The 22,164-nt window shown below is 62.2% G+C and carries 19 protein-coding genes and 1 pseudogene; 14 read left to right on the forward strand and 6 right to left on the reverse strand.

Annotated features, from left to right (window positions below):
• The first annotated feature begins 17 nt into the window (after window positions 1-17).
• On the forward strand, window positions 18-2,678 hold the full coding sequence (gene alaS, locus ACWPVA_RS05465; RefSeq protein WP_454286714.1) for an alanine--tRNA ligase: 2,661 nt from the start codon (window positions 18-20) through the stop codon (window positions 2,676-2,678).
• A gap of 235 nt (window positions 2,679-2,913) precedes the next feature.
• Here the strand turns inward: alaS and ACWPVA_RS05470 are convergent, their stop codons facing one another.
• The 3 genes and pseudogenes from ACWPVA_RS05470 to ACWPVA_RS05480 all read right to left on the reverse strand — a co-directional run bounded on the left by ACWPVA_RS05470 (window position 2,914) and on the right by ACWPVA_RS05480 (window position 6,645).
• Window positions 2,914-4,542, reverse strand: coding sequence for a SulP family inorganic anion transporter (locus ACWPVA_RS05470; protein WP_454286715.1), 1,629 nt, complete (start codon window positions 4,540-4,542; stop codon window positions 2,914-2,916).
• Window positions 4,543-4,652: 110 nt separating this feature from the next.
• A pseudogene (locus tag ACWPVA_RS05475) lies at window positions 4,653-5,280 on the reverse strand (glutathione S-transferase family protein).
• A gap of 150 nt (window positions 5,281-5,430) precedes the next feature.
• On the reverse strand, window positions 5,431-6,645 hold the full coding sequence (locus ACWPVA_RS05480) for an NADP-dependent isocitrate dehydrogenase (protein WP_454286716.1): 1,215 nt from the start codon (window positions 6,643-6,645) through the stop codon (window positions 5,431-5,433).
• A 225-nt stretch (window positions 6,646-6,870) separates the two neighbouring features.
• Here ACWPVA_RS05480 and ACWPVA_RS05485 point away from each other — a divergent pair, with 225 nt between their 5' ends.
• The 6 genes from ACWPVA_RS05485 to ACWPVA_RS05510 all read left to right on the forward strand — a co-directional run bounded on the left by ACWPVA_RS05485 (window position 6,871) and on the right by ACWPVA_RS05510 (window position 12,985).
• Window positions 6,871-7,395, forward strand: a complete 525-nt coding sequence (locus ACWPVA_RS05485; protein ID WP_454286717.1) for a hypothetical protein — start codon at window positions 6,871-6,873, stop codon at window positions 7,393-7,395.
• 112 nt (window positions 7,396-7,507) lie between these two features.
• Window positions 7,508-8,338 (forward strand): RNA methyltransferase, encoded by an 831-nt coding sequence (locus ACWPVA_RS05490; protein WP_454286718.1) that lies wholly within the window; start codon window positions 7,508-7,510, stop codon window positions 8,336-8,338.
• A complete protein-coding gene (murI, locus tag ACWPVA_RS05495) occupies window positions 8,319-9,152 on the forward strand; it encodes a glutamate racemase (RefSeq protein ID WP_454286719.1) in 834 nt (277 codons plus the stop codon). The genes ACWPVA_RS05490 and murI overlap by 20 nt, the downstream gene beginning before the upstream one ends.
• Window positions 9,153-9,264: 112 nt before the next feature.
• Window positions 9,265-10,539 carry a hemolysin family protein gene (locus tag ACWPVA_RS05500; protein ID WP_454289535.1) on the forward strand — a complete coding sequence of 425 codons (1,275 nt, stop codon included), beginning with the start codon at window positions 9,265-9,267 and terminating at the stop codon, window positions 10,537-10,539.
• A gap of 447 nt (window positions 10,540-10,986) precedes the next feature.
• Window positions 10,987-11,187 (forward strand): DUF1127 domain-containing protein, encoded by a 201-nt coding sequence (locus ACWPVA_RS05505; protein WP_454286720.1) that lies wholly within the window; start codon window positions 10,987-10,989, stop codon window positions 11,185-11,187.
• Between the two features lie 277 nt (window positions 11,188-11,464).
• Complete coding sequence (locus ACWPVA_RS05510; protein ID WP_454286721.1) at window positions 11,465-12,985, forward strand: ATP-binding protein; 1,521 nt, start codon at window positions 11,465-11,467, stop codon at window positions 12,983-12,985.
• A 9-nt stretch (window positions 12,986-12,994) separates the two neighbouring features.
• On the opposite strand, the gene ACWPVA_RS05515 is transcribed toward ACWPVA_RS05510, so the two are convergent.
• Window positions 12,995-13,423, reverse strand: coding sequence for a DUF1810 domain-containing protein (locus tag ACWPVA_RS05515; RefSeq protein ID WP_454286722.1), 429 nt, complete (start codon window positions 13,421-13,423; stop codon window positions 12,995-12,997).
• A gap of 115 nt (window positions 13,424-13,538) precedes the next feature.
• On the opposite strand from ACWPVA_RS05515, the gene ACWPVA_RS05520 reads away from it, so the two are divergent.
• Entirely contained in the window at window positions 13,539-13,919 is a 381-nt protein-coding gene (locus ACWPVA_RS05520; RefSeq protein ID WP_454286723.1) for a DUF1622 domain-containing protein, read from the forward strand.
• A 43-nt stretch (window positions 13,920-13,962) separates the two neighbouring features.
• Here the strand turns inward: ACWPVA_RS05520 and pepT are convergent, their stop codons facing one another.
• A complete protein-coding gene (gene pepT, locus ACWPVA_RS05525) occupies window positions 13,963-15,195 on the reverse strand; it encodes a peptidase T (RefSeq protein WP_454286724.1) in 1,233 nt (410 codons plus the stop codon).
• 395 nt (window positions 15,196-15,590) lie between these two features.
• Between pepT and rpsD the strand changes: the two genes are divergently transcribed.
• From rpsD to ACWPVA_RS05540, 3 genes are all read left to right on the forward strand, one after another.
• Window positions 15,591-16,208, forward strand: coding sequence for a 30S ribosomal protein S4 (gene rpsD / locus ACWPVA_RS05530; protein ID WP_454286725.1), 618 nt, complete (start codon window positions 15,591-15,593; stop codon window positions 16,206-16,208).
• A gap of 113 nt (window positions 16,209-16,321) precedes the next feature.
• A complete protein-coding gene (locus tag ACWPVA_RS05535; RefSeq protein ID WP_454286726.1) occupies window positions 16,322-17,245 on the forward strand; it encodes a glutaminase in 924 nt (307 codons plus the stop codon).
• Window positions 17,246-17,399: 154 nt separating this feature from the next.
• On the forward strand, window positions 17,400-18,905 hold the full coding sequence (locus tag ACWPVA_RS05540) for a glycosyltransferase family 39 protein (protein ID WP_454286727.1): 1,506 nt from the start codon (window positions 17,400-17,402) through the stop codon (window positions 18,903-18,905).
• 6 nt (window positions 18,906-18,911) lie between these two features.
• Here ACWPVA_RS05540 and ACWPVA_RS05545 read toward each other — a convergent pair whose 3' ends face one another.
• A complete protein-coding gene (locus ACWPVA_RS05545; RefSeq protein WP_454286728.1) occupies window positions 18,912-19,304 on the reverse strand; it encodes a GtrA family protein in 393 nt (130 codons plus the stop codon).
• A gap of 206 nt (window positions 19,305-19,510) precedes the next feature.
• Between ACWPVA_RS05545 and ACWPVA_RS05550 the strand changes: the two genes are divergently transcribed.
• The 3 genes from ACWPVA_RS05550 to ttcA are packed head-to-tail and all read left to right on the forward strand — an operon-like array spanning window position 19,511 to window position 22,163.
• A complete protein-coding gene (locus ACWPVA_RS05550; RefSeq protein WP_454286729.1) occupies window positions 19,511-20,461 on the forward strand; it encodes a glycosyltransferase family 2 protein in 951 nt (316 codons plus the stop codon).
• Window positions 20,458-21,315 carry a ChbG/HpnK family deacetylase gene (locus tag ACWPVA_RS05555; protein ID WP_454286730.1) on the forward strand — a complete coding sequence of 286 codons (858 nt, stop codon included), beginning with the start codon at window positions 20,458-20,460 and terminating at the stop codon, window positions 21,313-21,315. Before ACWPVA_RS05550 ends, ACWPVA_RS05555 begins: the two co-directional genes overlap by 4 nt.
• Window positions 21,312-22,163: a tRNA 2-thiocytidine(32) synthetase TtcA gene (gene ttcA, locus ACWPVA_RS05560; RefSeq protein WP_454286731.1), complete on the forward strand. Its 852-nt coding sequence runs from the start codon at window positions 21,312-21,314 to the stop codon at window positions 22,161-22,163. Before ACWPVA_RS05555 ends, ttcA begins: the two co-directional genes overlap by 4 nt.
• Window position 22,164 lies beyond the last annotated feature (1 nt).

The raw sequence follows: 22,164 nt of genomic DNA on the forward strand, positions 1-22,164 counted from the left end.
TGAATGAAGGGCATGACATGAGTGGCGTGAACGACATTAGGTCGACATTTCTCGATTACTACAAGGCGAACGGCCATGAGGTCGTGTCATCGAGCCCGCTCGTGCCGCGTAATGACCCGACGCTGATGTTCACCAATGCCGGCATGGTGCAGTTCAAGAACGTGTTCACCGGGCTCGAGCAGCGGCCGTATTCGACGGCAGCCACCGCGCAGAAATGTGTGCGCGCCGGTGGCAAGCACAACGACCTCGACAATGTCGGCTATACCGCGCGTCACCACACCTTCTTCGAAATGCTCGGCAATTTTTCGTTCGGCGACTATTTCAAGGAACGCGCCATCGAGCTCGCCTGGAACCTGATCACCAAGGAGTTCGGCCTCGACCGCAAGCGCCTGCTGGTCACCGTCTACCATACCGACGACGAAGCCTTCGACCTTTGGAAGAAGATCGCCGGCCTTTCCGACGACCGCATCATCCGCATTCCGACCAGCGACAACTTCTGGGCCATGGGCGATACCGGTCCGTGCGGTCCCTGCTCGGAAATCTTCTACGACCACGGCGACCATATTTGGGGCGGCCCGCCCGGTTCGCCGGAAGAGGACGGGGATCGCTTCATCGAGATATGGAACCTCGTCTTCATGCAGTATGAGCAGGTGACGAAGACGGAGCGCGTTGACTTGCCGCGTCCCTCGATCGACACGGGCATGGGTCTCGAGCGTGTGGCGGCTGTCCTGCAGGGGCGTCATGACAATTACGACATCGACCTGTTCCGCGCCCTGATCGACGCATCGGTGGATCTCACGGGCGTGCCGGCCGAGGGCGAGCGTCGCGCCAGCCACCGCGTCATCGCTGATCATCTGCGCGCTTCGGCCTTCCTGATTGCCGATGGCGTGCTTCCGTCGAACGAGGGGCGCGGCTACGTGCTGCGCCGCATCATGCGACGTGCTATGCGCCATGCCGAATTGCTCGGTGCACGCGAACCCATTATCTACAAGCTGTTGCCGGTTCTGGTTCAGCAGATGGGCCGTGCCTATCCGGAGCTGGTGCGTGCCGAAGCGCTGATTGGCGAGACGCTGAAGCTCGAGGAAACTCGCTTCCGCAAGACGCTGGAGCGGGGTCTCACTCTGCTCTCGGATGCCACGAACACGCTCGGCAAGGGCGACACGCTCGACGGCGAGACCGTTTTCAAGCTCTACGACACCTATGGTTTCCCGCTGGACTTGACTCAGGATGCCCTGCGCGCGCGCGGCATCGGCGTCGATCTAACCGGCTTCAACGACGCGATGCAGCGCCAGAAGGCCGAGGCGCGTGCCCATTGGACCGGTTCTGGCGACAAGGCGACCGAGAGCATCTGGTTCGAGCTCAAGGAAAAGCACGGCGCAACCGAGTTTCTCGGTTATTCCTCGGAAACGGCCGAGGGCCAGGTCCAGGCCATCGTGCGTGACGGAGTTGCGGTCGAAAGTGCTGCCAAGGGAGAAAGCGTCCAGCTCGTCGTCAACCAGACCCCTTTCTACGGCGAATCCGGTGGTCAGATGGGCGATGCCGGTGTGATTTCCAGCGACGGTGCAAGCGTTGCAGTCAGCGACACGCAGAAGAAGGGTGAGGGTCTATTCGTCCACATCGCGACGGTTTCCGATGGTACGATCCGGATCGGCGACGCGGTCACCCTGACGGTCGACCACGCCCGCCGTTCGCGGTTGCGGGCCAACCACTCGGCAACGCACCTGATACACGAGGCACTGCGCGAAGTCCTTGGTACACACGTGGCGCAGAAAGGCTCGCTGGTCGCGCCGGAGCGCCTTCGCTTCGATGTTTCTCATCCGAAACCCATGTCCGCCGAAGAGCTCAAGATCGTCGAAGACATGGCCAATGATATCATCGTGCAGAACGCCCCGGTGACGACGCGGCTGATGAGCGTCGATGACGCGATAGCCGAGGGTGCGATGGCGCTGTTCGGCGAGAAATACGGCGACGAAGTGCGCGTCGTGTCGATGGGCACGGCGATCCACGGCCCGAAGGCCGGAAAACCCTATTCGATCGAACTTTGCGGCGGTACCCATGTCGGTGCAACCGGTGACATTGGCCTGGTGCGCATCCTCGGCGATAGCGCCGTCGGCGCTGGCGTGCGGCGTATCGAGGCGGTAACGGGCGAATCGGCGCGCGCCTACCTCGCCGATCAGGACGAACGGGTGAAGCAACTGGCCACGACGCTGAAGGTCCAGCCGGCGGAGGTCGTGACGCGCGTCGAGGCTCTGATCGACGAGCGGCGCAAGCTGGAGCGCGAACTCGCCGATGCCAAGCGCAAGCTTGCCATGGGCGGCGGACAGGCGGCGGCGGAAGAGTCGGTTCGCGAGGTCAACGGCGTCCGTTTCATCGGCAAAGTGCTGAACGGGGTCGACCCGAAGGACCTGAAGGGGCTGGCCGATGACGGCAAGACCTCGCTCGGTTCAGGCGTCGTGGCGCTGATCGGTGTATCGGACGACGGCAAGGCAAGCGCAGTTGTCGCGGTCACGGCGGATCTGGTGGGCAAGGTGAGTGCCGTCAACCTTGTCAGGGTTGCCTCTGCCGCTCTCGGCGGCAAGGGTGGCGGCGGCCGTCCCGATATGGCCCAGGCTGGCGGTCCGGACGGCACCAATGCCGAGGCCGCGGTCGAGGCCATCGCCGCCGCGCTGGCCGGCTGAGCGCCTGGGTTGGTCCCTCTTCCTGACGTCGAGGTCAGGGGGCGCTGCAAAGCTTGAATAAGAGGGCGTGGGCAAATTCCACGCCCGTTTTTTATTCCTGCCGACAGAAAGCAACTTAAAAGGAGAGGGTGGGGCAAGTGCCCCGAACGGCGCCCCTCCTGAGCGACCGCCGCAGCGCGCGCCTGTATGGCATGCCTTGTCGGGGCTTTGTCCGTGCGCGGCTTGGCGATCGGCATCAGTCCAATTTGGCGGCAATCATCGCGCGGGCCTCGCTTACCGAGCGCAGATAGACGACGTTGGCGCCCTGTACTTCGTGGGTCTCGAGCATGCGACGCACGTCAGGCTCCGCGCCGGTGATATAGACGGTGACGCCGGCCCGGCGTGCCTTACGGACCGTTCCGGCGATCACGTTGGCCGCTGTCGAGTCGATCAGATGCAGGCCTGAGAAGTCGATCACGAAGTTCCGATACTGGTCGGCAATGCGGTCGAGAACGGCGCCGACGGTGGCTGCCGCGCCGAAGAAGAACGCCCCACCGAGGCGGTAGACGACGGTGTTGCTATCCAGATTGTCGACCGGCCGCTCCTTCTCCACGTCATGCGGCACCAGGGTGACGCTTTTCCCCATGCGATCGATAAAGAGAAGGGCGCCAAGGGTGAAGCCCACGATGATCCCCTCCGTCAGGTCGCGGAAGACGACGAGAAGCAAAGTGACGAGCAGCACGACGGCGTCGCCTCGCGACGTTCGGATCAGCGCAGCAAAGGCCGGGCGCTCGATCATATTCCAAGCGACGACGGCCAGAACGCCCGCCAGGGCGGCAAGGGGGATATAGCTGGCAAGCGGTGCGGCCACCAGCATGAAGACGAGAATGAAGAGCGCGTGCAGCATGCCGGCGACGGGACTTGTGCCACCGGCGCGGACATTGGTGGCAGTACGGGCAATCGTGCCGGTCACGCAGAAGCCGCCGAAAAGGCCGGAACCGATGTTGGCGACCCCTTGGCCGATTAGTTCGACATTCGAACGATGGCGCCGGCCGGTCATGCCATCAGCGACCACCGCCGAGAGCAGCGATTCGATCGCGCCGAGCAGGGCGAAGGCAAACGCGTCCGGCAGGACGGCGCGGACGAGGTCGAGGGAGAACACCGGCATATGCGGCACCGGCAGGCCGCGCGGTATGCCGCCAAAGCGGGATCCGATGGTACCAATGTCGAGGCTGAAAAGCGTGGTGACGACTGAGGCAAGCGCGACGGCGATCAGCATGCCAGGCCAGGTCGGGCGCAGCCGGCGCAGCACGAGTATGGTGGCGATCGTCAGTGCCGCAATCCCGGCTGCGGCAACGCTGATAGACGGAAGTGCATCAAAGAGGACAGGGAGCTTTTCGACCAGAGGGCCTGGTTCCTTGACCGGGAGCGCGAGCCCGAGCAGTTCGCTGATCTGGCTGGCGAAGATGATGACGCCGATACCCGCTGTAAAGCCGACGGTGACGGGGTAGGGGATGAACTTGACGTAATCGCCGAGCCGGAGCAGTCCCGCGAGCATTAGCAAGACGCCGGATATCATGGTGGCGACGATCAGGCCCTCGACGCCGTGGGTTGCCGTCGTGGTGGCCACCAGGACGATGAAGGCACCGGCCGGACCGCCGATCTGATGGCGGCTGCCGCCGAGCAACGAGACGAGAAAACCACCGACAATCGCGGTATAGAGACCCCGGTCCGGTGTCACACCGGAGGCGATCGCAATCGCCATGGAAAGCGGCAGGGCGACGATCGCAACGGTCAGTCCGGCAATGGCATCGGCCCGCAGCCGATTGAAGTCATAGCCTTCGCGAAACACGTCGATGGATTTCGGTATGAAAGCGTCGGTCATGCTATCCCCCCGATGGCACAATTACGTTCAATCACCGCATCTAAACAGAGTCGGCTCGTTCATCGCTAGTATTCATACGGGCCAGAGGGGGATTTCTCTAAGACTATCGTTCAGTTTTCAGGCTGGATGTCGCGCATTGCCTCGTCGTCCTTCTCCTTTGCCCGCTGAAAGGCAGGCCGGTCACTGACCCGGGCGAGGTAGTCGATGAAGGCCGGCCGCTTGTCGATCGATCCGAATTGCAGGCCCCAGCCAATGTGCGAGCCGACATAGACGTCGGCTGCGGTAAAGGCCTGACCGGCGACGAAGGGATTGGTCGAAACGGCGATCTCAAGCGTGTCCATGACGTCCTGAAAACTGCCATAGCCGATCATCCTGCGTCCTTCGTCGGGAACCTCGAAGCCGAGGCTGCGATTGCTGACCGCCGCCTCCAGCGGCCCGGCGGCGAAGAACAGCCAGCGGTAATAGCCGCCGCGCGCGTTGGTGGGCGGCGCGAGTTCGAGCCTCCGGGAAAGTGTCGGCCAGATAGGCGCAGATCGCTGCGCATTCGGTCACAACGACGTCGCCGTGGCGAACCGCCGGCACCTTGCCCATGGGGTTCACCGCCCGGTAGTCGGGCGATTTCATCGCCGGGCCGAAGGGTACGAACACTGTGTCATAGGGCTGGCCGGTTTCCTCGACCATCCAGCGGGCAATCCGCCCGCGCGACATGGGATTGGTATAGAGCGTCAGATCGGCCATGCCTTCTCCCTCCTTGTTTGCGTTCCCTTTATGTTCTAATTGTTAACAGCCTTCGCCGATCTTCGCAAGACGCCCTGGCGCAAAAAAGAAAACCCGGCGCGGAGCCGGGTTTTCATCATTCCTTGAAGCGGTGGCGGTGAACCGGATGGTTCAGGCCGCCATGGCCTTCTGCAGGTTCTCGTCGACCTTGTCGAGGAAGGCGGTGGTTGACAGCCAAGGCTGGTCGGGACCGATCAGCAGCGCCAGGTCCTTCGTCATGAAGCCGCTCTCGACGGTGTCGATGCAGACCTTTTCCAGCGTCGTGGCGAAGCGGGCGAGCTCTGCATTGTCGTCGAGCTTGGCGCGGTGCGCGAGGCCACGGGTCCAGGCGAAGATCGAGGCGATCGAGTTGGTCGAGGTTTCCTGGCCCTTCTGGTGCTGGCGGTAGTGGCGGGTAACGGTGCCGTGGGCGGCTTCGGCTTCGACCGTCTTGCCATCCGGGGTGAGCAGGACCGAGGTCATCAGGCCCAGCGAGCCGAACCCTTGCGCTACCGTATCGGACTGCACGTCGCCGTCGTAGTTCTTGCACGCCCAGACATAGCCGCCGGACCACTTCAGCGCCGAGGCGACCATGTCATCGATCAGGCGGTGTTCGTAGATGATGCCGGCCTCGTCGAACTGAGCCTTGAACTCGTTCTGGTAGACTTCTTCGAAGATGTCCTTGAAGCGACCGTCATAGGCCTTGAGGATGGTGTTCTTGGTCGACAGGTAGACCGGCCACTTGCGCATCAGGCCGTACATCATCGAGGCGCGGGCGAAATCGCGGATCGATTCGTCGAGGTTGTACATGGCCATGGCGACACCGGCGCCCGGGGCCTTGTAGACTTCCTTCTCGATCACTTCGCCGTCTTCGCCGACGAACTTGATGGTCAGCGTGCCCTTGCCCGGGAACTTGAAGTCGGTCGCCTTGTACTGGTCGCCGAAGGCGTGACGGCCGACGACGATCGGCTTGGTCCAGCCGGGCACCAGGCGCGGCACGTTCTTGCAGATGATCGGCTCGCGGAAGATGACGCCGCCGAGGATGTTGCGGATCGTGCCGTTCGGGCTCTTCCACATTTCCTTGAGGTTGAATTCCTTGACGCGGGCCTCGTCCGGCGTGATCGTCGCGCACTTGATGCCGACGCCGTGCTTCTTGATGGCGTTGGCGGAATCGATCGTGACCTGGTCATTGGTGGCGTCGCGGTTTTCGACCGAGAGGTCGTAATATTCGATCTGCAGATCAAGATAGGGCAGGATCAGCTTTTCCTTGATGAAATGCCAGATGATGCGGGTCATCTCGTCGCCATCGAGATCGACGACGGGATTGGCAACCTTGATCTTTTTCATGAGTATCCTCGCAGCTAGGGGAGGGACGAGGGTCCCTGTTTGCTCTCTGGCAGCGCCTATAGCATTCCGGATCAGGAACGCAAAGCTCCGAGCCCGGTTGAAAGGCCTTTTCGTTGACAAAAATGCACCAACTTTGGCCGTATTGCCGCCAATCGCGCGCTTGGTGCTTGGCCAGGCGTCGGCTAGATTGGCGCCCAGCATTCTCGCTCTTTTCAGGAAATCGCCATGAAGTCTCTCGCTGCCGCAATTGCCTTGCTCCTCCTTGCCGCCGGTGCCTGCCAGGCGGCGGATCCGACTGCGCCAGTCAAGGAAGTCATCGGCGTCGCGGCCGGCAGTTGGGCTGCGGAAAACCCGACAAGCGAGGATGTCTTCAGCGAAAGCCGTCTCGCCCGCTTGTTCAGTGCGGACTTTGTTCGTGCCTACCGCGAGGCCTCCAAGCATCCGGCCTATGATCCGCCGGAAGGCGAGACCACCGGCTCCCCCTTCGATTACGACCCGATCGCCGGCGGACAGGACGGTTGCGCGTTCGAGAACATCCGCGTCGAGGATGATGGCGACGGTCAGGTGACGGCGCTGTTCAACAATCGCAAGTGCTTCGGCGACGGTCCCGAGTATCAGGAAGACACGGTTCTTATTTTCCACGTGCAGGATGAGGGCGGACGGCCGGTGATCGACGACATCTATCCGGTCGTCGATGGCAATTCGGGCAATTCGATCAAGGACGAGTTGAAGACGATCGCGGCGCAATAGCCGCACCGTCGTTTCAGTGTGACGGGGGCCTGGGTGGTCCTGTGCCTTTCGGCGTTTTGATTTTTCCAACGCTTTGTGCCAGTGAAGCCGCGAACTCCACTTGAGGCACGTGATGTCAGGCACCAATAGCGAACGCGAACTTCTGACCGAAGGTCCCGCGATCATTCTCGTTGAACCGCAGCTTGGCGAGAATATCGGCATGGTGGCCCGCGCGATGGCGAATTTCGGCTTGTCGGAGTTGCGCCTGGTCAATCCGCGCGACGGCTGGCCGAGCGAAAAGGCGCGTTCGGCCGCCTCCAAGGCCGACCATGTGATCGACGGAACCCGCGTGTTCGATACGGTGGAGGAGGCGATCGCCGACCTCAACTTCGTCTATGCCACCACGGCGCGCGAACGCTACGGCTTCAAGCCGGTCCGTTCGCCGGTTGTGGCGGCCGAGACGCTGCGTTCGCGCTTCAAGGCGGGCGAGGCGACCGGCATCCTGTTCGGGCGCGAGCGCTGGGGTCTGACCAACGAGGAGATCGCGCTGGCTGACGAAATCGTCACCTTTCCGGTCAATCCGGCCTTTGCCTCGCTCAACATCGCGCAAGCGGTGCTGCTGATGTCCTATGAGTGGATGAAGTGCGGCCTCGACGATCTGGCCGAAACCTCGTTCCAGCCGCTCGAGCAGAAACCGGCGACCAAGGAGCAGTTGTTCGGCATGGTCGAAGCCGTCGAGGAGGCCCTCGATGCACGCGGCTACTTCCGGCCCGCCACCAAGAAGCCGAAGATGATCGACAATCTGCGCGCGGTTCTGACGCGCCGGGCCTTCACCGAGCAGGAGATCAGCATCCTGCGCGGCGTTTTCGCCACATTCGATCGATACAGCCGCAAGAGCCCGCGCGGTAAGGCTGGGCCTTGGCAGGATGGGGACGGGGCGGACGATGGCGCAGATCGGGAATGAACCGAAGCCGGTGCTGATCTTCGACAGCGGCATCGGTGGTCTGACCGTGCTGCGGGAGGCGCGTGTCCTGATGCCGGAGCGCGGCTTCATCTACGTCGCCGACGATGCCGGCTTTCCCTATGGCGGCTGGGAGGAAGCGCCGCTTCGACAGCGCATCCTCGACCTCTTCGCCGATTTGCTCGCTATCTATGATCCCGAAGTTGTGATCATCGCCTGCAACACCGCCTTCACGCTGGCCGGGGCCGATCTGCGCCACGCATTTCCCGACATGCGTTTCATCGGCACGGTCCCGGCGATCAAGCCGGCGGCCGAGCGGACCCGTTCGGGACTGGTCTCGGTGCTCGCCACCCCCGGCACGGTGAAGCGCGCCTATACCCGCGATCTCATCCAGTCCTTTGCGGCCCGGTGCCATGTCCGGCTGGTGGGCTCGGAAAACCTCGCAAGGATGGCGGAAGCCTATATCCGTGGTGAACCGGTGTCCGACGAGGCGGTACTGGCCGAAATTGCCCCCTGTTTCGTTGAGAACGATGGCGCGCGCACCGACATCGTCGTGCTTGCCTGCACCCATTATCCGTTTCTCGCCAATGTGTTTCGTCGTCTTGCTCCCTGGCCTGTCGACTGGCTCGATCCGGCCGAGGCGATTGCGCGCCAGGCCCGCCGGCTGGTGCCGCTGATCGAGGGGGCAGAACACCCGGAAGGCTTCGATTTTGCCGTCTTCACCTCGGGAAAGCCCGATTTTTCCACACGTCGCCTGATGCAAGGCTTCGGTCTCGACACCGCCGGCCCCTTGCTGAAAGCCCCGCCGGACCGCTGAATTGACTGCCGTAGATTTGGAGAACGGCGAGCAAACATGGTAGTGGTCCTGAACGCTGCCGGACGGGCCGCGATTTCACGGGAGCCTCGAGCTTATCTTGTTCACGGAAATTCTGATCGTTGCGTTGCTCACCCTTGTGAATGGTGTCCTGGCCATGTCCGAGATGGCGCTTGTTTCCTCGCGTACGGGCCGTCTTAAAGTGCTTTCCGAACAGGGCAATCGCGGTGCGACGATCGCCTTGCGGCTCGCCGAGGAGCCGGGTCAATTCCTGTCGACGGTGCAGATCGGCATCACGCTGGTAGGCGTCCTGTCGGGTGCCTTCTCCGGCGCCACGCTCGGCGCGCGACTGGCCGGATGGTTGGCCCAGCAGGGGCTGTCCGACAATCTGGCCAATACGCTCGGCGTCGGCTCTGTGGTGGTGATGATCACTTACCTGTCGCTGATCGTCGGCGAGCTCGTGCCCAAGCAGATTGCCCTGCGCAACCCCGAGATCGTGGCGGCCAAGATCGGCGCGCCCATGCTGCTCCTCTCGAAGGTCGCAGCGCCGCTGGTCTGGCTGCTCGACAATTCCGGACGCCTGCTGCTTGCGCTTCTTGGCCAGCGCGGCGTTTCCGCGGGGACGGTGACAGACGAGGAAATCAAGTCGCTGCTTGCCGAGGCGCAGAGTGCTGGCGTCATCGAGACCGAGGAATCGGCAATGATTTCGGGCGTCATGCGGCTTGCGGACCGCACCGCGCGGGCGCTGATGACGCCGCGGCGCGATGTGGAACTCGTGAATATCGATGATACGGCCGACCAGGTGCGTGAGAAGATCCGCAATGCCAGCCATTCCCGTCTGCCGGTACGCTCCGGTGATTCGGATGAAATTGTCGGCGTTCTGTTTACCCGGCGGGTCTACGATTCAATTGTGCTGGATGCCGACTTCGACGTTCGCTCGCTGATGAGTGAAGTGCCGATCGTCTCGGATCTGGCCAGTGCCGTCGACGTGATCCAGGCGATCCGCAAGACGCCGGTGCATATGGTTCTCGTCTATGACGAATACGGCCATTTCGAAGGGATCATCAGCTCCGGCGATATCCTGGAGGCAATCACCGGTGCCTTTCACGAGGATGACAACGAGGAACCATCGCTCGTCCAGCGTGAGGACGGATCGTTTCTGGTGGCCGGCTGGACGCCGATTGACGAATTCGTCGACCGCATCCGCATCCCCGTTGAGGACGATCCGGACTATACGACGGTTGCGGGCTACGTCATCGCCAAGTTGAGGCGCATTCCCGATCTGGGCGAGAGCTTCGAGGCCAATGGCTGGCGCTTCGAGGTGATCGACCTGGACGGACGGCGCATCGACAAGCTGCTGGTATCACCGGTGGGTGAGCCCTCGAGCTGACCGTTTTCGGCCGCCGCCTTCGTCGTGGCGGCCGGTTCGCCACCTGTTGCCGATCTGCAACTGTGATCCGCCGATGTTTGCAATCCGCAATTGCGCACTTGTCGGTTGCTTTGTCTTGTGAGAACTTTTGGTCGTCCGCAACTCAAACACAGGAGGCGTTGATGTCACATCATTTTGCATTCATGCGCCTTGCTGGCGGATTGGTGTTCCTTCTCTCGGTGCTTTGCACTCCGGGGTCGCGAACCACCGCCTGAACGGTCTTCCGTCCAGGATTCCCGGCGTCTGGCGCCATTTCAACAAAATTGACGTGATCGGTCGCCGAGACGCATAGCTGCGTTCTCCCGCTCGTTTCACACCCTTGTTTTCCATCGAGAGGACCTGGTTGCATCGCTGCACCGGGGCGGAAAAGCTATGTATAAGGAACAATCTATAATTGCGGACAATCCCATGGCGGCGGTCGATGACCTGTGCCGGAAATTCGGTGTCTGGGCGTCGGCTCGCGCCCTGGTCTACGTCGCCTGGAAGCGGCGCCGGAGGTCAAATTCGGTCGAAGGTCTGTCTGACTACATGCTGCGAGACATCGGCCTGTTGCCGCCGGAAACCTGGCAGCGCCCGCAGCGCTTCAACGCCTGGGACATCCGGCTGTGACAAACCACGGCAGGGCTTCGGCGGTATGCTCTCGCCGAAGCCCTCCCGGACCGTCGCGGTGGCGCCGTCCCGAGCGATCGGCACGCCACGACCTTCCCCTTGTCCGCAACGCGCCATAATTGGATCGGTGCTTGAATCGCCGGGCCCCGAGGCATAATTGCCTGTTGATGGCGGGGTCTTTATCTACGCCGATTCACGATTTATTTGCTAAGGCAGTCTGTGGCTCGCGGGGCGAGGCGTTCGCCCAGCCAGCGCATGATGATACGAGGTGGTATTGGTGCAGGTCGGAATCGATATGGGGACGCTGTCGGGCGGCGAGCCGGCCAAGCTCGATATCGAGGAGCTTCTGGCCACGCGTCTTCTCGTGCAGGGCAATTCCGGATCGGGCAAGTCGCATCTGCTCAGGCGCCTGCTCGAACAGTCGGCGCAATGGGTTCAGCAGGTCATCATCGACCCCGAGGGCGATTTCGTCACCCTGTCCGACCGGTTCGGCCATCTGGTGGTGGATGGCGAACGCACGGAAGCCGAGCTTGCCGGGATCGCCAACCGTATCCGCCAGCACCGCGTCTCCTGCGTCCTGACCCTCGAAGGCCTCGACATCGAACAGCAGATGCGCGCCGCTGCCGCCTTCCTCAACGGTCTGTTCGATGCCGAGCGCGAATACTGGTATCCGGTTCTGGTCGTGGTCGACGAAGCGCAGATGTTCGCGCCCTCGGTCGGCGGCGACGTCTCGGAAGACGCCCGCAAGATGTCGCTCGGCGCGATGACCAACCTGATGTGCCGTGGTCGAAAGCGCGGGCTTGCCGGCGTGATCGCCACGCAGCGCCTCGCCAAGCTCGCCAAGAACGTCGCGGCCGAAGCCTCGAACTTCCTGATGGGCCGCACCTTTCTCGACATCGACATGGCGCGCGCCGCCGACCTGCTCGGCATGGACCGGCGCCAGGCGGAGATGTTCCGCGACCTGAAGCGCGGCAATTTTGTCGCGCTCGGGCCGGCCTTGTCGCGCCGGCCGCTGCCGATCGTCATCGGCACGGTCGAGACCTCGGCGCGTTCGTCCAGCCCGAAGCTGATGCCGCTGCCGAATGCACCGCAGGATGTCGAGGACCTGATCTTTACGCCGGATCCAGAAGAGTTCACCCGGCCGATTGTCCGGCGCGCACCGCCGGCGCCGCGCCCGACGACCGACATTCTTGCGGAATTGTCTAAGGCCGCGCCGGCCGCGAGCGGGCCTGTTAGCCCCGGCGAAGGTCGGCCGTCGGTGCCGGAAATGTCGTTGGAGGAGCGCGAGGATAAGCTCGCCCACGTGCTGGCGGAAATTCTTGCCGATCCGCAGGCCGCCTACCGCACCGATTCCGTTCTCTATCAGGAGTTCCTGGTGCGGGCCCGCATGCGCCGCGTCGCAGGCCCGCCTATGGCGATGGGTGAATTCCGCCGCCGCGTGGCGATCGCCCGCTCCGGCGTCGACGAGGAGACTGCGAGCGGCGAATCCTGGGCCATGGCGCTCGAACTGTCGCAGCGTATCTCGGACGATCTGCAGGGCGTCTTCCTGCTGATGGCGCGCGCCGCGATTGGCGGCGAGGCCTGCCCCTCCGACCAGCGCATAGCCAAGGCCTACGGCACCCATTCGGCGCGCCGCGCCCGGCGTCTGCTCGGCTATTTCGAGGAACACAACCTGATCGTCGTCCATACCGACTTTGCCGGCAAGCGCATCGTTGCCTTCCCGGACCTGCAGGTGGAGACGGCTCCCGGCGATCCCAATGCCACGGACGACTGCGACGTTCCTTCGGCGGCGGAGTAGCCGGCAGGGCTATCCGATCTGCGCCAGCGTCTGCGGATCCGGCTTGCCGTCGTAGTATTTCTCCAGCACGGCATCGAAGATGGTGTCGCCCGGCGCTGCCGCGCGGGCAAATAGCGTCAGCGACGAGCGTAGCTTCAACACGTCCGGGTAGCCGAAGATCGCCTTGGCGTCCCTGGCGTCAAGGCCTTGAAGGATGTCACAGCATTCCCTGAGCCGGGCCCCGAGGACCGGGTGCTCGAGATAGGCGCGGGCTTCGGCGATCGACGAGATGGCGTAACGGATCGCCATGGGACTGCCGCCGAGCCCCTCGATCTGCGGAAATATGAACCACATCCAGTGGCTTGCCTTCCGTGCCCTGCGCAGTTCGGCGAGCACCTCGGCATAAACCGGCGCCTGTGCATCGACGAAGCGTTCGAGGTTGAAGCGATCCTGGGTCACGGCTGCCTCCGTAGTTCGAGACGAAATCAATTTCGAAGACGCGGGTCTCGCAGTCGTCAATCCCCGGGTGAACGGTTAAGATGGCGAAAGTGCTCCCATTTTGAAAGGCTGACCGATGGATACCACGTTCTCGCGAATTCTCGAAAGCACGACGTTGGCGATCGAGATGGTCGGGGTCGGGGTGATCGTCATCGGCATCATTTTTGCCGGCGCGAACTATATCCGCGACCGGGCCGCGGAGGGCGCCTATCGCGCGCTTCGTTCCACGCTCGGCCGTGCGATCCTGGTGGGCCTCGAGCTTCTCGTCGCGGCCGACATTATTCATACGGTGGCTATCGAGCCCGGTCTGGACAGTCTTGCCGTGCTCGCCGGAATCGTGCTGATCAGGACCTTCCTCAGTCTCTCGCTCGAGGTCGAGATCGAGGGGAAATGGCCATGGCAGCTTTCGAAATCCGAGCCCTTGCCTGAACGGTCGGAGCTTGCCGGCCGAAAATAGGATCGATAGCCGCGGTCTTCTCCCATTGAAGCAGGGCGTCTTCTCAGGCCTGTTCCTCCCAGACCTTCACCAGTTCGACGATGGTCTCCACCGCCTTTTCCATGTCCTGCCGGCTCACCCATTCGAGCGGCGAATGATAGGCATGGCCGCCGGTATAGATATTGGGGCAGGGCAGGCCCATGAAGGACAGGCGGGAGCCGTCCGTGCCGCCGCGGATGCTGTGGCGGACCGGGTTCAGCCCGACGCGCTTCACCGCCTCGATGAGATGATCGACGACCTGCGGATGCTGGTCGAGCACGACCTTCATGTTGCGATACTGCTCCTTGACCGCGAACGTGTAGGTGGAGCCGGGATAGAACGTCATGACTGCGCGGGTGATCTCTTCGAGCACGGCCTCCTTCTCGGCCAGGCCCTTGTCGTCAAAATCGCGGATGATGAAGCTCAGCTTCGCGCCTTCCATCGAGCCGGCGATGTCGGTCGGATGGATGAAGCCCTGGCGGCCTTCGGTCGTCTCCGGCGCCTGGTCTTTTGGCAGGCGGGCGACGATCTCGGCGGCGATCTTGATGGCGTTCTCCATCTTGCCCTTGGCTGTGCCGGGATGGATGGCGACGCCGGAAATAGCGATGTCCACGCCGTCAGCGGAAAAGGTCTCGTCCTCGATCTCGCCCACGGTGCTGCCGTCCAGCGTGTAGCCGAAGTCGGCGCCCAGTTTCTTCAGGTCCACCTTGTCGGCGCCACGACCGATTTCCTCGTCGGTGGTAAAGAGCACCTTCACCGTGCCGTGCGGGATCTCGGGATTGGCGGTGAGGAACTGCAGGGCCGTCATGATCTCGGCGATGCCGGCCTTGTCGTCCGCGCCAAGCAGGGTCGCGCCGTCGGTCGTGACGATATCGTGGCCGATCTGGTCCTTCAGTTCCGGATTGTTGGCAAGCCGGATGACCTGGCTGGTGTCTCCTGAAAGGCGGATATCGCCGCCGGCGTAGTTCCGCACCACCTGCGGCTTGACGTTGGTACCGGTGAAATCGGGCGCAGTATCCATGTGTGAGCAGAAGCAGATGACGGGCACAGGCTTGTCGACATTGGCGGGCAGGGTCGCATAGACATTGCCATGTTCATCCAGATGGGCGTCATTCAGGCCGATCGCCAGCAGTTCCTCGACCAGCAGCCGGCCGAGGTTCTTCTGCTTTTCGGTCGAGGGCTGTGTGGGGGAGTTCGGGTCCGACTGGGTGTCGATCACGACGTAGCGGAGAAGGCGGTCGAGGACGGTGTCGGTCATGGGCGCATCCGATTTGGAGTTGTGAGGCTCAACTAGCTATAGCCTTCCGCGCGGCTGCCGTGAATGTGCTTGGTGTCTGCGGGGGATTGTCACGGCAGGCTGCCGCCGCATATGTAGCGGTGGTCACGCGGGCTTTCGGTTGGCTACGGCGATGGAAACGACGCCCGCCGGGTAATTTTCGCGCCAAACCGTTGACATTTCTACGTCACCTCAGTAGAGACCGCACCAACGCCGGGCCTGACGCCCGGTGTTTTCTTTGACATGTCCCGTGGCTCTTTCCATACGCTTTATGTGAGAGGCCTGTCAGAGCTTCCAAAAAAGAAGTTCAGAGGAGGGCGTGTTTCCTTGATCCGGTTTGGCAACAAACCGGTGTAACCTGTTGTAAAGGAAATACGATGAGCAAGCGCGCTTCATCCAAGTATAAAATTGACCGCCGTATGGGCGAAAATATCTGGGGTCGTCCGAAGTCCCCGGTCAATCGTCGCGAATACGGCCCCGGCCAGCACGGCCAGCGCCGCAAGGGCAAGCTTTCGGACTTCGGTGTGCAGCTGCGCGCCAAGCAGAAGCTGAAGGGCTACTACGGCGACCTGCGTGAAAAGCAGTTCCGCGCGACCTACGACGAAGCCAACCGCCGCAAGGGTGACACCTCGGAGAACCTGATCGGTCTGCTCGAATCGCGTCTCGACGCGATCGTATACCGCGCCAAGTTCGTACCGACGGTCTTTGCTGCCCGTCAGTTCGTCAACCACGGCCACGTCACCGTCAACGGCGTCAAGGTCAACATCGGTTCGTATCGCTGCAAGCCCGGCGACGTGATCGAGGTTCGCCAGAAGTCGAAGCAGCTGGTCACGGTTCTCGAATCGGTTCAGCTCGCCGAGCGTGACGTTCCGGACTACGTCGAAGTCGACCACAACAAGATGGTTGCCACCTTCGTTCGCGTTCCGAGCCTGTCGGACGTTCCCTATGCGGTCGTCATGGAGCCGCAGCTGGTCGTCGAATTCTATTCGCGCTAATCACTGTGTGATCGGATTTTGGAAAGCCGCCTTTCGGGGCGGCTTTTTCTATTGGTACCACACCATTTCGCGGCCACTATCGAGGCGCGACACCGGGTCGAGAGAGGAAGTCCATGGACCTTCAGGCGATCGTTGACGGCATTGCGCAGGAGCTCTTGCCGCGGCTCGGCGAGGGCAAGGTGGCGGGCTATATTCCCGAGCTTGCCAAGGTCGATCCGAAGCAGTTCGGCATCGCCGTGACGACGGTCGATGGCCAGGTCTATACCGCAGGCGATGCAGGCACGCCGTTCTCGATCCAGAGCGTCTCCAAGGTCTTCATGCTGACATTGGCGCTCGGCAAGGCCGGCGAGGGGATCTGGAAGCGGGTCGGGCGCGAGCCGTCCGGCACGGCCTTCAACTCGATCGTACAGCTCGAGCATGAGCACGGGATACCACGCAATCCCTTCATCAATGCCGGGGCCATCGTCGTCTGCGATCTGGTTCTGGCCGGCCACCAGCCGAAGGAGGCGATTGGAGAGGTGCTGCGTTTCGTTCGCTATCTCGCTGACGATGAAGCGATCAGCATCGACAAGGCGGTGGCCAGATCGGAAACGGAAACCGGGTTCCGCAACTACGCGCTTGCCAATTTCATGCGCTCCTTCGGCAACCTGAACCACGACGTCGATCATGTGCTTGGCGTCTATTTCCACCAGTGTGCCATCGCCATGACTTGTCGGCAGCTGTCGCGCGCCGGACTTTTCCTCGCTGCCCACGGCCATGATCCGATCAGCGGCTATTCGGTCGTCTCGCCGAAGCGTGCGCGGCGCATCAATGCGTTGATGCTGACCTGCGGTCACTATGACGGCTCCGGCGATTTCGCCTTCCATGTCGGACTGCCGGGCAAGAGCGGTGTCGGTGGCGGTATTCTGGCGATCGCGCCGGGCAAGGCCTCGATCGCCGTCTGGTCGCCGGGGCTCAACAAGGTCGGTAATTCGGCGCTCGGCTCGGTCGCGCTCGAAATGCTCGCGGCGCGCACCGGTTGGTCGGTGTTCGAATAGTCTCGCCGGGCCTTTCCGGTCAGTTCAACACATGCCTTCGTTCGCCACGATATTTTTGCGGGCAAACAGGGTCGCACAACGTGATGTCTTCGGATAAGCCGTTACGCCATCGCCTTTGGCAGGGTGGTATGCGCGATAGAAACGGAGTTCCAGAATGCGGCATGACAGTCTAGGAGGACAGAACTGGCAGACGAAGGCGATCGTCGTGACAATCGTCGTGTTTGCCATCGTCTTGACGCTGCATGCGGACTGGTCCCGTTTCAATCTCGACGAATGGGGCGACATGGTGGAGAACTATGCCTGGGGTGTTCTCTGGCAATGGGGCTATTTCAAGCACCCACCGTTCTTCGGCTGGGCCGTCGCAACCTGGTTTTCGGTCCTGCCGCATACCGACCTGGCCTATTACGCCTTTGCCTCACTGAACGTCGCCGTGGCGCTTTTCTGCCTGTGGCGGATCGCGGCGCGCTATGGAAACGCCGATTTCCAGCTTTTCGTCATTCTCTGCGCGGTTCTCATTCCTCCCCTTTCGTTCCAGGCGATCAAGTACAATGCCAATTCGGCAATGACGCCGATCTGGGCGGCGGCTTTCCTGTTCTATCTGAGAGGGCTTGAGGCGCGGCGCTGGTATGACGCGTTGGCGCTTGGCGTGCTGGCCGGCATCGCCATGCTGACGAAATATCATTCGGTGGTGCTGATCGCGGCCCTGTTGATTCATGCGCTGGTAGACCGGGAAGCACGCGCGATCCTGTTTTCCTCCTTCGGGCTGATCACGGCCGTCGCGTCGATCGCGGTCTTTGCGGGGCATCTGGTCTGGCTGGTCGACAATGATTTTCGGCCGATTACCTATGCGGCCACGCAGGGTGACGGGTTGACCCTGGACTTCCTTTACAGTCTGGCGCGGTTCCTGATCGGCATGCTCGCCTATCTCCTGCCGGCGCTTGCTTTGGCTCTGATCTTTCGATCGCCGAAAGACGGATATCCGCCGCTCTGGCTCGCGCGTCTGGGGAGCCTCAAGCAGACGGTTGCCGGGCGGGCATTGCTTGCCTTCGGCGTTCTGCCGACGTTATTGACGGTGGTACTGGCTGCGGCTGCCGGCGCGCAGCTGAGTGTCGTCTGGGTGCTGCCGCTTTATGTACCTATCCTGGTTATGGTGGGCTTGCTCTTGCCACCTGACCTGCTGCGTCGCCACATGCGGCGCGGCTTCTATGTCTTCGGCTTGTACTGCGCAGCCCTGTTGATCTCCGCACCGATCTACAAGGAGAGCATTCGTCCGACGGTGCAGAAAAACATGATGGTGCCGTTGGAGCGGATGAGTGGCATGCTCGATGGCTACTGGCTGCTGTATGGCGGCGGTCCGACGGGGGCCGTCATGGCCGGCGAAGACCTGCTCGCCAACGCCATGTCGTTCTATTCGCGCTATGCCCCGATTGCGCTCGAAGCCAATTCGCTCGCGATATCCAAGGGCTATCTCGAGCGGGCCGAACTTGACCGGCGCGGCGCGATGATCATCTGCCGGCAGCAGGATGTCGTGTGCCAGCAGTCTGTAGAGTCCATTATGCCGGGTCGGACCGATCTGGTGACGATCCCCTTCGTCGTGCCGGGCTTTGACGAGGCGCGTAAATGGCCCTTCGTCGTCACGATCGCACCGCCTATCCCCTGAAGCGCATCAGCGGCCGAAACGGTTCTCGATCGACCAGCGCGCGGCGATGAAGTTCAGGATCGCGGCGACGATCGTCCCGCCGATCTTGGCTGGCCAGAGGCCGATGACATCAGTCAGCAAGCCCACGGCGAAGGACGAAACGAGCAGCGAGATGACGGCGCCCATGGCGACAAACCGCGGCAGCGCCTCGCTATGGCGTCTCTGCCGATCGAAAGACCAGTTGGCATTGACCACATAGGAGAAAGTCACCGCCACCACCCAGGCCAGAACATTGGCCGCGAGCGGCGGCAGGCCAAGTTTCAGGCCAAGCGCAAAGATGGCGAAGTCGATGGCGGTATTGGCGACGCCGACGGTCAGGAAACGCAGGACTTTCGTGCCAAGCGGCTTTTCCTCTGACATGCGGTGGCCTTTTCTCCCTATGACGACGGTCTTCTCCTAAACCAGAAAGGTCGGCCGGGTAAGTCATCGATTTGCGGCTCGGCGTATTGTGGATGCAGCGCGGGCCACGGTGATTCGAACCGCTGTTGCGCCAATGCTCTGGCTATTGTGCGCCGCGGTGATTATAGAGCCTGACAAATCCCAGTCCTCAGCCGGCGGAGGCATGAATGGCCCTCTTGACTATTGTCGCCCCCTTTTTGAACGAGCGCGATTCCGCCGCTGGATTTGCCGCCTTTACGCAAGAGCTTGGCGAGGAGGTGAAAACCCGCCATGGCCTTGATCTCGAAGTGATCCTCGTGGACGACGGCAGCAGCGACGATAGCATTGTGCGCTATCGTGAAAGCCTCAGCGGCAATTGGCGGATTGTCGAGCTCAGCCGCAATTTCGGCAAGGAGGTCGCGCTTTTTGCCGGGATCGAGGAAAGCCGGGGCGACTATGTGCTGATGGTTGATGCCGACATGCAGCATCCCTATGCCGTCTGCCTTGAGCTGATCGACAAGCTCATGGCGGATCCGGAGCTGGATGTCGTCTATTCGATCCGCGACGACCGCAAGGACGATTCGCTGAAGAAGGCCATTGCCGGCCGCTTCTTCTACTGGGTGGTCAATTTGCGCCAGCGTGTGAATATTCCGGAAAATGCCGGCGATTTCCGCATTATGCGCCGCAGCGTCGCCGATGCCTTGCTGAAGGTCCGCGACAAACGCCGGTTCAACAAGGGGCTCTATGCCTGGACGGGTTTCCGGCAGGCGGGCATTTATTACACGCCGGATGCCCGCACTGCCGGCTCGACCAAGTGGTCGCGGCTGGCGTTGATTGCCCTCTCCCTTGAGGGCATCACCTCGTTTTCGGCGTTGCCGCTGCGCATCATGTCGGGATTTGGCGCGCTGATCGGCGTCGCCGGTCTGCTCTATGGACTGAAGATCCTGTTCGAGGTCATGTTCCACGGTATCGACGTGCCCGGCTATCCGAGCCTGATGGTGGCGATCCTGGTGCTGGGCGGCTTCAATCTGGCGCTGCTCGGCATGCTGGGTGAATATGTCTGGGTGGCCGTCAGCGAGGTGAAGGATCGGCCGCTCTATCTCGTCCGTAAGATCCATGCGCCGGATGGCAAGGCATGACGGCCTCGCCGCGACAGCCAGACGGCCGCAAAACCATCGTGCTGGTTGCCGACGACTACGCATTGGCGCCGGGTGTTGACGATGCCATCCGCACGCTGATCGCAGCTGGAAAGCTATCCGGAACCGGATGCATGACGCTGTTTCCCGAATGGCCCGAAGCGGCGGAACGGCTGAAGGCCATGGCCGAAAGCCAGGAGGTCGCCATCGGCTTGCATCTGACGCTGACGGATTTTCCGCCCTTGAGCGGAGCCGGACCGTTCGGTGCGGGCCGGATGCCGGCGCTTAGCCGACTGATCCGTGCCAGCTACACGGATGGCATCGATGTGCCATCGCTCGAGGGCGAGCTGGATGCGCAGCTCCAGGCCTTCGTCTCGGCGATGGGCCGCATGCCCGATTACATCGACGGACACCAGCATGTGCATTTCCTGCCCCAGGTGCGGCATTGGCTAAGCACGCGCCGAGCCCATCTTGTGTCTTCCGGTACGCCATGGCTGCGCGGCGCGCCGTCGACGGCGCTTGCCGAGGGGTGGGCAGTGAAGGTCAAGGTCGCAATTGTCGGACTTCTGGCGCGCGGCTTTGAGGCCGAGATGACGGCCGCCGGTTTTGCCGTGAAGGGACCGCTGGCCGGATTCTATGACTGGAACGCGCCCCGGACATTCGCTATGGCCATGGCGGCGCTTTCCGCAAAGGCGCCAGAGGGTGCCCTTGTGATGTGCCATCCGGGCATGCCGGACGATCTCTTGAAATTCCGCGATCGGCTGGTGGCGGCGCGGGCGGTGGAATTCGAAGCGTTGAAACACTTCGACGGCTGGCGGATCGCCAGGGCAGACAGGGGAAAGGGAGCGCTCGCATGAGTCTCGATATCGATCCTCTTGCGCAAGAGGATGACGGCGTGCATCCGGTCTTCGGCCAGGCGCCGCGCTCGGTCGGCTTCAACAAACTGCGTAAACGGCTGATCCGGCAGGTGCGCCAGGCGATCACCGATTTCGACATGCTCAAGGGCCAGAAGCGCTGGCTGGTCGGCCTTTCGGGCGGCAAGGATTCCTATGGCCTGCTGGCGCTCCTGCTCGACCTGCAATGGCGTGGGCTGCTGCCGGTGGAACTCATCGCCTGCAATCTTGACCAGGGCCAGCCGAATTTCCCCAAGCACGTGCTGCCGGACTATCTCACGTCGATCGGCGTCAAACATCGCATCGAATATCGCGACACCTATTCGGTGGTGAAGGAAAAGGTGCCGACCGGTGGCACCTATTGCTCGCTCTGCTCGCGTCTTCGCCGCGGCAATCTCTATCGGGTGGCGCGCGAGGAGGGCTGCGATGCCCTCGTGCTCGGTCATCATCGCGAGGATATCCTCGAGACCTTCTTCATGAACTTCTTCCACGGCGGGCGGCTCTCGGCCATGCCGGCCAAGCTTTTGAACGACGAGGGCGACCTGATGTTGCTGCGTCCGCTCGCCTATGCCGCCGAGGACGACCTTGAGCGCTTTGCTGCTGCCATGGCGTTTCCGATCATCCCGTGCGATCTCTGCGGCTCCCAGGATGGCTTGCAGCGCAATGCGATGAAGGAGATGCTGGCGGGCATCGAGGCGAAGATGCCGGGCCGCAAGGCTGCCATGTTGCGGGCGCTTGGCCATGTCGACGCCTCGCATCTGCTCGATCCAAAACTCTTCGACTTTTCCTCCCTTGCGACAAAGGACGTCTGAC

It is taken from the genome of Rhizobium arsenicireducens (assembly GCF_964021225.1).

What these genes read in the sequence shown, in the direction of transcription:
- alaS (WP_454286714.1), top strand. Translation starts at nt 18, where the DNA reads ATGAGTGGCGTGAACGACATTAGGTCGACATTTCTCGATTACTACAAG.
- ACWPVA_RS05470 (WP_454286715.1), bottom strand. Translation starts at nt 4,542, where the DNA reads ATGACCGACGCTTTCATACCGAAATCCATCGACGTGTTTCGCGAAGGC.
- ACWPVA_RS05480 (WP_454286716.1), bottom strand. Translation starts at nt 6,645, where the DNA reads ATGAAAAAGATCAAGGTTGCCAATCCCGTCGTCGATCTCGATGGCGAC.
- ACWPVA_RS05485 (WP_454286717.1), top strand. Translation starts at nt 6,871, where the DNA reads ATGAAGTCTCTCGCTGCCGCAATTGCCTTGCTCCTCCTTGCCGCCGGT.
- ACWPVA_RS05490 (WP_454286718.1), top strand. Translation starts at nt 7,508, where the DNA reads ATGTCAGGCACCAATAGCGAACGCGAACTTCTGACCGAAGGTCCCGCG.
- murI (WP_454286719.1), top strand. Translation starts at nt 8,319, where the DNA reads ATGGCGCAGATCGGGAATGAACCGAAGCCGGTGCTGATCTTCGACAGC.
- ACWPVA_RS05505 (WP_454286720.1), top strand. Translation starts at nt 10,987, where the DNA reads ATGGCGGCGGTCGATGACCTGTGCCGGAAATTCGGTGTCTGGGCGTCG.
- ACWPVA_RS05520 (WP_454286723.1), top strand. Translation starts at nt 13,539, where the DNA reads ATGGATACCACGTTCTCGCGAATTCTCGAAAGCACGACGTTGGCGATC.
- pepT (WP_454286724.1), bottom strand. Translation starts at nt 15,195, where the DNA reads ATGACCGACACCGTCCTCGACCGCCTTCTCCGCTACGTCGTGATCGAC.
- rpsD (WP_454286725.1), top strand. Translation starts at nt 15,591, where the DNA reads ATGAGCAAGCGCGCTTCATCCAAGTATAAAATTGACCGCCGTATGGGC.
- ACWPVA_RS05535 (WP_454286726.1), top strand. Translation starts at nt 16,322, where the DNA reads ATGGACCTTCAGGCGATCGTTGACGGCATTGCGCAGGAGCTCTTGCCG.
- ACWPVA_RS05540 (WP_454286727.1), top strand. Translation starts at nt 17,400, where the DNA reads ATGCGGCATGACAGTCTAGGAGGACAGAACTGGCAGACGAAGGCGATC.
- ACWPVA_RS05545 (WP_454286728.1), bottom strand. Translation starts at nt 19,304, where the DNA reads ATGTCAGAGGAAAAGCCGCTTGGCACGAAAGTCCTGCGTTTCCTGACC.
- ACWPVA_RS05550 (WP_454286729.1), top strand. Translation starts at nt 19,511, where the DNA reads ATGGCCCTCTTGACTATTGTCGCCCCCTTTTTGAACGAGCGCGATTCC.
- ACWPVA_RS05555 (WP_454286730.1), top strand. Translation starts at nt 20,458, where the DNA reads ATGACGGCCTCGCCGCGACAGCCAGACGGCCGCAAAACCATCGTGCTG.
- ttcA (WP_454286731.1), top strand. Translation starts at nt 21,312, where the DNA reads ATGAGTCTCGATATCGATCCTCTTGCGCAAGAGGATGACGGCGTGCAT.